This is a genomic window from Aminobacter sp. P4_D5 (assembly GCF_056401815.1).
Genome location: NZ_JBFUIP010000194.1, coordinates 1 through 9,888, shown reverse-complemented (window position 1 = coordinate 9,888; position 9,888 = coordinate 1). Strand labels below are relative to the sequence as shown.

Annotated in this window: 10 protein-coding genes; 6 read left to right on the top strand and 4 right to left on the bottom strand. The window is 62.0% G+C overall.

The genetic code is table 11. From position 1 onward, the window contains the following. From AC1DWF_RS27250 to tpiA, 4 genes are all read right to left on the bottom strand, one after another. Window positions 1-1,137, bottom strand: a 1,137-nt coding sequence (locus AC1DWF_RS27250; protein WP_476842270.1) for a CTP synthase, incomplete at its 3' end; no start/stop codon positions are given. A 150-nt stretch (window positions 1,138-1,287) separates the two neighbouring features. Then, a complete protein-coding gene (locus AC1DWF_RS27245) occupies window positions 1,288-2,388 on the bottom strand; it encodes a L,D-transpeptidase (RefSeq protein ID WP_476785222.1) in 1,101 nt (366 codons plus the stop codon). Window positions 2,389-2,604: 216 nt separating this feature from the next. Next, the gene (secG, locus tag AC1DWF_RS27240) at window positions 2,605-3,066 is read right to left on the bottom strand and encodes a preprotein translocase subunit SecG (protein ID WP_476787568.1); all 462 of its coding nucleotides are present in this window, start codon (window positions 3,064-3,066) and stop codon (window positions 2,605-2,607) included. 156 nt (window positions 3,067-3,222) lie between these two features. Continuing rightward, window positions 3,223-3,987: a triose-phosphate isomerase gene (gene tpiA, locus AC1DWF_RS27235; RefSeq protein WP_476785220.1), complete on the bottom strand. Its 765-nt coding sequence runs from the start codon at window positions 3,985-3,987 to the stop codon at window positions 3,223-3,225. Window positions 3,988-4,133: 146 nt separating this feature from the next. Here tpiA and AC1DWF_RS27230 point away from each other — a divergent pair, with 146 nt between their 5' ends. The 6 genes from AC1DWF_RS27230 to AC1DWF_RS27205 form a co-directional block, all read left to right on the top strand. Beyond that, on the top strand, window positions 4,134-6,032 hold the full coding sequence (locus tag AC1DWF_RS27230) for a SurA N-terminal domain-containing protein (RefSeq protein WP_476785219.1): 1,899 nt from the start codon (window positions 4,134-4,136) through the stop codon (window positions 6,030-6,032). Further along, window positions 6,029-7,039, top strand: coding sequence for an anthranilate phosphoribosyltransferase (gene trpD, locus AC1DWF_RS27225; RefSeq protein ID WP_476785218.1), 1,011 nt, complete (start codon window positions 6,029-6,031; stop codon window positions 7,037-7,039). The genes AC1DWF_RS27230 and trpD overlap by 4 nt, the downstream gene beginning before the upstream one ends. 4 nt (window positions 7,040-7,043) lie before the next feature. Next, window positions 7,044-7,856 carry an indole-3-glycerol phosphate synthase TrpC gene (gene trpC, locus AC1DWF_RS27220; protein ID WP_476787569.1) on the top strand — a complete coding sequence of 271 codons (813 nt, stop codon included), beginning with the start codon at window positions 7,044-7,046 and terminating at the stop codon, window positions 7,854-7,856. 1 nt (window position 7,857) lies between these two features. Then, complete coding sequence (gene moaC, locus AC1DWF_RS27215; protein WP_476787240.1) at window positions 7,858-8,340, top strand: cyclic pyranopterin monophosphate synthase MoaC; 483 nt, start codon at window positions 7,858-7,860, stop codon at window positions 8,338-8,340. Then, on the top strand, window positions 8,341-9,546 hold the full coding sequence (locus tag AC1DWF_RS27210) for a molybdopterin molybdotransferase MoeA (RefSeq protein ID WP_476787570.1): 1,206 nt from the start codon (window positions 8,341-8,343) through the stop codon (window positions 9,544-9,546). Window positions 9,547-9,654: 108 nt separating this feature from the next. Next, the coding region (locus tag AC1DWF_RS27205) for a LexA family protein (RefSeq protein ID WP_476842271.1) at window positions 9,655-9,888 on the top strand (234 nt) is incomplete at its 3' end.

Genomic DNA, 9,888 nt, shown 5'->3' with positions numbered 1-9,888 from the left:
ATACGGCACCTTGCGTTCGCGTGCGAACTTGGCGGCCAGGATCTTGCCTTCCGAGCCACGCTCGCCAAAGCCACCTGGAACCAGGATGCCGTGCACCTTCTCCAGGAACGGGGCCGGGTCTTCCTTTTCGAAGACCTCGCTCTCGATCCAGTCGAGCTTGACCTTGACGTTGTTGGCCAGGCCGCCATGCGACAGCGCTTCGATCAGCGACTTATACGCATCCTTGAGGCCGGTGTATTTGCCGACCACGGCGATGGTGACTTCGCCTTCGGGATTGTGGATCAGCTGCGAGACATTCTGCCAGGCATCGAGGCGCGGCTTTGGCGCCGGGTCGATGCCGAATGCAGCCAGCACCTCCGAATCGAGGCCTTCCTTATGGTAGGCCAGCGGCACGTCGTAGATGTGACCAACGTCGAGCGCCTGGATAACAGCCGATTCACGAACATTGCAGAACAGCGACAGCTTGCGGCGCTCTTCCTTGGGGATGTTGCGGTCGGCGCGGACCAGAAGGATGTCCGGTGCGATGCCGATCGAGCGCAGTTCCTTGACCGAATGCTGGGTCGGCTTGGTCTTCAGCTCGCCAGCCGTTGGAATGTAGGGCATCAGCGTCAGGTGGACGTAGACCGCGTTGTTGCGCGGCAGGTCGTTGCCAAGCTGGCGGATGGCTTCGAGGAACGGCATCGCTTCGATGTCGCCCACCGTGCCGCCGATTTCGCACAGCACGAAGTCGAACTCGTCGTTGCCGTCCAAGATGAAGTTCTTGATCTCGTCGGTGACGTGCGGAATGACCTGCACGGTCGCACCGAGATAATCGCCGCGCCGCTCGCGTTCGATGATGTTCTTGTAGATGCGGCCGGTGGTGATGTTGTCGCTCTGGTTCGCCGAACGCCCGGTGAAGCGTTCGTAGTGACCGAGATCGAGATCGGTTTCCGCTCCGTCATCGGTCACGAAGACCTCACCATGCTGGTAAGGTGACATCGTTCCGGGATCAACGTTTAGATACGGATCGAGTTTACGGATKCGCACGCGATATCCGCGTGCTTGCAGGAGAGCCCCAAGGGCCGCTGCGGCTATGCCTTTTCCAAGGGAAGAGACCACGCCGCCGGTAATAAAAACATATCGCGCCATGGGATTCATCGCTTAACGCGGCCAAATCGATTCCGCCAGAGAAAAATCCGCCGCGTCGGACTTTTCCCTATGTGGCTGTTCATTCTTGCTGCCGGGTAGGCCGTGCAAACAAAAAGGCCGGCGTGACCGCCGGCCAACTATCAACGTCGGAAAGACGCCTTACATGACGATGACTTCAGAGCCCATCTTCACGCGATTGTAGAGGTCCATGACATGGTCGTTGACCATTCGGAAGCAGCCGTTCGAAGAATTCGTGCCGATCGTCTGCGGCTGATTGGTACCGTGGATGCGGATATGGGTATCCTTGTTGCCCTGGTAAAGGTAGATGGCGCGCGCGCCGAGCGGATTTTCGGGCCCGCCGTTCATGCCGTCCTTGTAGCGGCCGTATTTCTTGGGCTCGCGCTCCTGCATATCCTTGGTCGGAATCCAGCGCGGCCATTCCTGCTTGTCGCCGATGGTCGCCTTGCCCTTGAACTCCAGGCCTTCGCGACCGACCGCGATCGCATAGCGGCGGGCGGTCGAGGATGATTCGACCAGATAGAGATAGCGCTTGCCGGTATCGACGACGATCTGGCCACGCTCATAGCCCGAAAACGTCACTTCCTGCGGCTCGTAGTCGGACTTCACCTTGAACTGCTTGTTGGCCTGCTTGGCCTGCAGCACGGCGTCGAGCGCACGCGTCTGCGGCAGCATCGACTGCTGCGGCGCAATGCTGCTGCCACCGAAGATGCCGGCGAGCAGACCGGCCTTCTGTGGCCGCGCCTGGACCTCGCTTCGCAGCTCGCCATTGTTGCCGGTCGAGGCCACAGCGACCGCGTCGGGCATCAGGGGAGCTACTGGCTGCAACAACTCGATCGGCTGTACGGGCTTGCGCACCGCAGGCGTAATCTCGGCCACCTGGGCGGCTGCCTTTTCGGTCTTCTTCAGGCGGGCGAGTTCACGCGCCTGGTCAGCCTTTTCCTTGGCCGCTGCCCGCATCGCCATCTTCTTGGCTTCGAGCATCTTGAGCCGGGCGGTTTCCTTGTCGGCTGCGATCTTGGCTTCGAGGTCCTTGATTCGCGACAGATCCTCGTCAGTCGGCTTCTTCTTTTTCTTGAGAATCTTGAGTTCGGCAGCGTCGCTCTTGGCGGCGATCAAAACGATGTTGCTTGCAACCTCGGACTGCGGCGCAGCAACCATGCCGGCCGAAGTGGCGGCAAAGGCTGTCGAGCTCATCAGAGAGGCACAAAGACCAGCTAGAAGGATGCGGCGGAGCTGCATGGCGTAGGGATCCCGAATGTTCAACGCAAATTTTCGCGCGACAACGCGGTGCCTCCAAGGCTCCCCCCGCCGATATGCCGCAAGGCTGCTATTATCGATTAGCCGGAGATGCCTCAAGGGAGGCACCACCGGCGAAATGATCGAATTTTACTTATCCGTGCAGCATTTGCCGCAACTGTGTTCAAACAACAACAGGTTGCGGCAAGAGCTTAATACTTAGTTAGGAACCTGCGGTGCTGCGGGGGCTACCGGTGTCGCCGGAGCGGGCTGCTCGGTACCCGAAGCGGCCGGCGCAGCGGGTTGAGTCGCCGCCGGAGCCGTGGTGCCAGATGCGGGCGCTGCAGGAGTGGCGGTGCCAGGAGCCGGCGTGGTCGAGCCACCGAGCTGGTCGAGAACGCCCTTGCCGGTCGTGCCACCTTGAGTGGTCGGCGCACGATTAAGGATGTCGATTTCCTTCGGGCTGTAGCGAGCGACGATCGACAACGTCAGTGACGTCACGAAAAACACAGTCGCCAGGATGGCGGTCGCGCGGGTCAGCGCGTTGGCGGCGCCGCGCGCAGTCATGAAGCCCGAACCGCCACCGATGCCGAGGCCACCGCCTTCAGAGCGCTGCAGGAGCACAACGCCAACAAGGGCGAGCACGACCATCAAGTGAATGACGATAAGGACGGTTTCCATTGCGCTTCCTGGGATCTTTCCTGACGGGGACTTGCCGCGCGCCGAAGCGCCCGGCCTTCCGGAGGCGGCTCAATACAATGCTTTCTAGGCATTTCCAAGCCCGCCCGCCGAATATGGGATGACACGCTGCCTTTGCAACGGTCACGTGCGGTGAAATCAGAGCTTGCGGTAGGCCTCGGCAATGCCAAGAAAGTCAGCAGCCTTGAGACTTGCGCCGCCGACGAGCGCGCCATCGACATTGGCGATGGCCAGCAATTCATTGGCGTTCGATGGCTTGACCGACCCGCCATAGAGAATGCGCATCTTGCCTGCCGATGCACCCAGCTTCTCTGCCAAACGCGCACGGATATGCGCATGCGCTTCGGCGATGTCGGCTACGGTCGGCGTCAAGCCAGTACCGATTGCCCAAACAGGCTCGTAAGCGATGATCGCGTCGGCAGGTGTCGCACTGGCAGGCACCGAGCCTTCAATCTGGCGCGACAGTATCGAAAGCGTCGCCCCGGTCTCGCGTTCGGCAAGTGTCTCGCCGATGCAGATCACTGCCACCAGCCCTGCCCGCCACGCTCCTTCAGCCTTGGCGCGAACCATAGCATCGGTTTCGCCATGATCGGTGCGGCGTTCGGAATGCCCGACAATGACGTGGCTGGCGCCGGCGTCCTTCAACATCTCCGCCGAGACGTCGCCGGTGTGGGCGCCACTCTCCTTGGCATGGCAATCCTGTCCGCCTGCCTTGACCGGCGTGCGGTGAAGGATTTCAGCGGCACGCGAAAGCAGCGTCGCCGGTACACACAAAAGCGCTTCGGTCTCGGTATCGAGGCCGCCCATGAAACCACCGGCGATGTTGCGCAATTCGTTGAGCGACGTGCTTGTGCCGTTCATTTTCCAGTTGCCGGCAACAAGCGGGCGGATTCCTGGCGTCATGTGCTTTTCCCTCGAAATCGATATTCGCTAGGGCAACCTCACTACCAAAAACAAACCACAAAGCAATCGACACTGGCCTTGAAGGGCGCTATTGCGCTTCGTTCATGCAGGCGCATGCGAAAATGCGCGTATACGGGATCTGATACATGCTCGAATCGATGCGCAGTGCTGCGGGAACCTGGGTTGCTAAGCTGCTGCTTCTGCTACTCGTCGTCAGCTTCGCGATCTGGGGCATCTCAGGACGTATGCTGAACCAGTTCAGTGGCGACAAGGTGGTCACCGCCGGCGACACGTCCGTTTCAGGGGTCGAATACCGCCTCGCCTATGACCGTCAGCTTAACGTCATGTCGCAACAGTTCGGCCAACGCCTGACCCGCGATCAGGCAAACGCGCTTGGTATCGACAACCAGGTACTGTCCCAGCTCGTCGCCGGTGCGGTGCTCGACGAACAGGCCCGCAAGCTCGGCCTTGGCCTGTCGAAGGACCGCCTTGCCCAGCTGACCTGGGACGATCCTACATTCCGTGGTCCCGATGGCCAGTTCGACCGCCAGGCATTTGAATATATCCTGCGCCAGATCGGCATGCGTCCCGAAGATTACCTCAAGAACCGCGCCCAGGTGGCTGTCCGCCAGCAGATTGTCGAAGCCGTTTCCGATGGCCTTGAGGCTCCCGACACCTTCTTGCGCGCGGTAGCACTTTATCGCGGCGAAGACCGCACCATCGACTATCTGCCGCTGCCCAAATCGCTCGTCGAGCCYGTCGCCGCACCGAGCGACGAGGTGCTCAAGGCATGGTTTGAGGAAAACAAGAAGAACTATGCCGCGCCGGAATTCCGCAAGCTGAGCTACGTCAAGCTTGAGCCGGAAGACATCATGGACCTCGCGTCAATCACCGACGAGCAGGTTCGCCAGGACTATGACAAGAACAAGTCGCACTTCACCACGGCCGAGACGCGCAAGATCGACCAGCTGGTTCTCGGCAACGCCGATGCAGCCAAAGCGGCTTCCGATGCGATCAAGGGCGGGGCGACCTTCGACAAGGTCGTCGCTGACCAGGGCAAGACCGCAGCCGACGTGACGCTCGGCACGCTGACCAAGGATCAGATCGCCGACAAGGCTGTTGCCGAAGCGGCTTTCGCGTTGCAGGCAAACCAGGTCAGCGATGTCGTCCAGGGCGCTTTCGGCCCTGTGCTGGTGCGCGTCAGCGAGATCACGCCCGAGACGGTAAAGACGTTTGACGAGGTCAAGGACCAGATCCGCAAGGAACTCGCCCTTGCCGAAGCCAACCGCGTCCTGCTCGACGCGCATGATTCCTATGAGGACGCGCGCGCTGGCGGTGACTCGATGCAGGCGGCTGCCGACAAGCTGAAGCTCAAGGTAGTGACGATCGATGCGATCGACCGTGCCGGCCAGGGTGCCGACGGCACCATCATCAACACGCTGCCGGATTCGCGCAACCTGATCCAGGCGACCTTCGAGGCTGAAGCCGGCATCGAAAACCCACCGCTCAATGTCGGTACCAACGGCTTCGTGTTCTATGAGGTCGACGACATCACACCAGCCCGCGACCGTACACTCGATGAAGTGCGCGAAAAGGTTGTGGCGGACTGGACCGCGGCTGAAGCGACGAAGCGCCTGATGGACAAGGCCAACGAGCTTGAAAAGCGGCTCAAGGACGGCACCGCGCTGGACGTGATCGCTGGCGAACTGAAGCTTGAGAAGCAGACCAAGCGCGGGCTCAAGCGCGAAACCGACGACGCCGATTTCGGCCGTGAGGGCGCTGCTGCGATGTTTGCGATGGGCCAGGGCGGCACTGGTATCGTTCCGGCCCCCACCGGTGATGCGCAGATCCTCTTCAAGGTCGCTGAAGTGTTCGAGCCGGCCGGCGTGGACAAGAGTGCTGTGCCTGAGGACGCGCAGAAGACATTTGCCTCGGGCATGTCTGACGACCTGCTCGACCAGATCGTCGCTCAGCTTCAAGGTGAGTATCAGGTCACGATCAACCGGGATGCAATTACCCGGGCACTTGCGGTGGGGACGCCATGAGCGCACTGAAGCCGCATATCGCCAAGATTGCGTCGGGCACGCCCCTCACCTTCGGTGAGGCGCGCGAGGCTTTCGACATCATCATGTCGGGCGAAGCGACGCCGGGCCAGATCGGCGGCTTCCTGATGGCGCTGCGCGTGCGCGGCGAGACCGTCAGCGAAATCTCGGGTGCTGTCGCCACCATGCGCGACAAGATGCTTCGCGTCGAAGCCCCTGCGGATGCCATCGACATCGTTGGCACCGGCGGCGACGGCTCGCACAGCGTCAACATCTCGACCGCATCGGCCTTCGTGATCGCGGGCGCAGGTGTGCCCGTGGCCAAGCATGGCAACCGCGGCCTATCTTCGCTGACAGGTGCTGCCGACGTGCTCACGGCGCTTGGCGTCAACATCGACTTGTCGCCCGAAGCGATCGGACGCTGCATTCACCAGGCCGGCATCGGCTTCATGTTCGCGCCGGCGCATCATCCGGCGATGAAACATGTTGGCGCAACGCGCGTCGAACTCGGCACCCGAACTATTTTCAACCTGCTCGGGCCACTCTCCAATCCAGCCGGCGTCAACCGCCAGCTTGTCGGCGTGTTCTCGCCTGAATGGGTCGAGCCGGTGGCCGAGACGCTGAAGGAACTTGGCGCCAAGCATGTCTGGGTCGTTCACGGCGACGGCTATGACGAGATCACCACCACGGGTGAGACCCATGTCGCGGCCTTCGCCAATGGCAGCATCAGCAACTTCACGCTGACGCCGGAACAGGTTGGCCTCCCCCGACACACGCGCGAAGAGTTGCGAGGTGGCGATTCGGCCTACAATGCAGCAGCCCTGCGCGGCGTGCTCGAAGGCGCCAAGGGTGCCTATCGTGATACAGTGCTGATGAACGCCGGTGCTGGTCTCGTCGTTGCCGACAAGGTCGCGACCATCGGTGAAGGCGTGGCACTTGCCGCCGAGGCAATTGACAGCGGGCGGGCGCTTGCCGTGCTCGACCGCCTGATCGGCGTTTCGAACGGATAAAGACATGGCCGACATCTTGCGCCGAATCGAAGCCTACAAGCGCGACGAGATCGCAGCCGCCAAGGCACTGCTGCCGCTCGCTGAGATCAAGGCGATGGCGCGCGACGCCGCCAAACCGCGCGGCTTCCTTGCGGCTCTCGAGTCCAAGCGCCGTGACAACCGTTTTGGTCTCATCGCCGAGATCAAGAAGGCGAGCCCGTCCAAGGGCCTGATCCGTCCCGATTTCGACCCGCCGGCACTTGCCCGGGCCTATGCCGAAGGTGGAGCGGCCTGCCTGTCGGTGCTGACCGACACGCCATCCTTCCAGGGTGCCCCGGAATTTTTGACTGCCGCGCGCGACGCCTGCGCCCTGCCTGCCTTGCGCAAGGATTTCATGTTCGAGCCCTACCAGGTGCACGAGGCCCGTGCCTGGGGTGCGGATGCCATCCTGATCATCATGGCAAGCCTCAACGACGACGATGCCAAGCGGCTTGAGGATACGGCCTTCGAGCATGGCATGGACGTGCTTGTCGAGGTTCACGATGAGGAAGAAACCGAGCGCGCGCTGAAACTGTCCTCGCGGCTGCTTGGCATCAACAACCGCAATCTGCGCAGCTTCGAGGTCAGCCTCGACACCTCGGAGCGTCTTGCGCCCATGGTCCCGGCGGACCGGCTTCTGGTCGGCGAAAGCGGCATCTTCACCCATGCCGATTGCCTGCGCCTGGAAAAATCCGGCATTGGCAGCTTCCTTGTCGGCGAAAGCCTGATGCGGCAGGCCGATGTGGCATCCGCCACGCGCGCGCTTCTCGACGGCACGCCCCTGGCTGCAAGCGTCTGACATGGCAAGCACCCTCACGCATATCGGTGCCACTGGCGAAGCCAACATGGTCGATGTCGGCGACAAGGCCGAGACCACCCGCACGGCGATCGCGGAAGGGTTTGTCACCATGCGCGCCGAAACCCTGGCGCTGATTCTTTCGGGCAACGCCAAGAAAGGCGATGTGCTCGGCACCGCCCGCATAGCCGGTATCATGGCCGCCAAGCGCACGCACGAACTCGTGCCGCTGTGCCACCCGATCCTGCTGACCAAGGTTTCGGTCGAGATCGAGCCGGACGAGGCCCTGCCCGGTCTTCGCGTGACGGCACTTGCGCGCGTCACCGGAAAGACTGGCGTCGAGATGGAAGCGCTGACCGCCGCGTCGGTCGCCTGTCTCACCATCTACGACATGGCCAAGGCCGCCGACCGCGGCATGGTGATTTCCGGCATCAGGCTGGTGGAGAAGACCGGCGGTAAGTCGGGCGACTACAAGGCGGTCGAATAAATGGCGCTTCTACCCGTCACCGAGGCGCTGGAACGCCTGCTCGACGGCGCTGAACCCAGCGGCCTGGAGACTGTCGGTCTCAGTGAAGCTTCAGGACGCGTGCTCGCAAGTCCATTGTATGCCTTGCGCACCCAGCCTCCCTTCGATGCCTCGGCCATGGACGGTTATGCAGTTCGCGCCGCCGACATCGCATCGCTACCGGCACGGCTGAAGGTCATCGGCGTGGCTCCTGCCGGCAAGCAGTTCACAGGATCTGTGGCGCAAGGCGAGAGCGTGCGCATCTTCACCGGCGCACCTGTGCCGGGCGGTGCGGACACCGTCGTCATCCAGGAAAATGTCAGCGATGTTGGCAATGGCCAAATCGACGTGCTGGAACCAGCGATTCTTGGACGCAATATCCGCGCCAAGGGCCTCGATTTCAAACAGGGCGACCTGATTTTCGACGCCGGTCGCGTGCTCGATCCTGCGGCACTGTCGCTGATCGCCGCCGCCAACCACCCTGCGATGGCAGTGGTTCGCGCGCCACTGGTTGCCATCATTGCCACCGGCGACGAACTGCTTCCACCCGGCAGCAACCCGGGCCCTGACCAGATCATCGCATCCAACGCCTATGGTGTCGGAGCAATCGCCCGGTCGGTCGGCGCGCGCGTGCTCGACCTCGGCATCGCAGCCGACCGCAAGGATGCTATCTCAGCCCTCATCGCCCAGGCGCTCGATGCCGAAGCCGACGTCATCGTCACGCTCGGCGGGGCCTCGGTCGGCGACCACGATCTGGTCCACGGCGTTCTGACTGGGCTCGGCATGGATCTCGATTTCTGGAAGATCGCCATGCGACCCGGCAAGCCGCTGATGTTCGGCCGCCTTGGCCAGACACGTTGCGTCGGCCTGCCCGGCAATCCGGTCGCCAGCCTGATCTGCGCGCATATATTCCTGAAGCCCTTGCTGGCGAAGCTTGGCGGGCGACCCTATGCGCCCGACATTCGCAACGCTGTGCTCGACACCGCGATGGCRCCAAACGATTTGCGCCAGGATTTCGTTCGCGCCATTGCGCGCGAGACGCCTGACGGCCTCGTCGTTACGCCATATCTGGTCCAGGATTCGTCGATGCTTCGCACGCTCGCCGACGCCAATTGCGCCATCATGCGTGAACCCTTCGCACCGGCCGCCGAATCTGGCAGTGCGTGCCGCGTGATGATGCTGCGCTGAACGAAGCCGCCTCCTCCCTTCACCRGATATAAACGGTTGCAGAACACAACTGGAACAGATAGGGTTTTGTTCTGGGTTTGTTTTTCTTCTGATTCCTCGGGGGTGGCGATGCTGACGCGCAAACAACACGAGCTTTTGCTGTTCATCCACTCGCGTTTGAAAGAGACGGGCATCCCGCCATCCTTCGACGAAATGAAGGAAGCGCTCGATCTTGCCTCCAAATCCGGTATCCATCGTCTGATCACGGCGCTCGAAGAACGTGGCTTCATCCGACGCCTGCCCAACCGGGCACGCGCGCTTGAAGTGCTGCGCATGCCCGATTCAATCGCACCAGGCCTCAAC

Coding starts and splice junctions, on each gene's coding strand:
- AC1DWF_RS27245 (WP_476785222.1), bottom strand. CDS start 2,388: ATGCAGCTCCGCCGCATCCTTCTAGCTGGTCTTTGTGCCTCTCTGATG.
- trpC (WP_476787569.1), top strand. CDS start 7,044: ATGGCCGACATCTTGCGCCGAATCGAAGCCTACAAGCGCGACGAGATC.
- trpD (WP_476785218.1), top strand. CDS start 6,029: ATGAGCGCACTGAAGCCGCATATCGCCAAGATTGCGTCGGGCACGCCC.
- tpiA (WP_476785220.1), bottom strand. CDS start 3,987: ATGACGCCAGGAATCCGCCCGCTTGTTGCCGGCAACTGGAAAATGAAC.
- moaC (WP_476787240.1), top strand. CDS start 7,858: ATGGCAAGCACCCTCACGCATATCGGTGCCACTGGCGAAGCCAACATG.
- secG (WP_476787568.1), bottom strand. CDS start 3,066: ATGGAAACCGTCCTTATCGTCATTCACTTGATGGTCGTGCTCGCCCTT.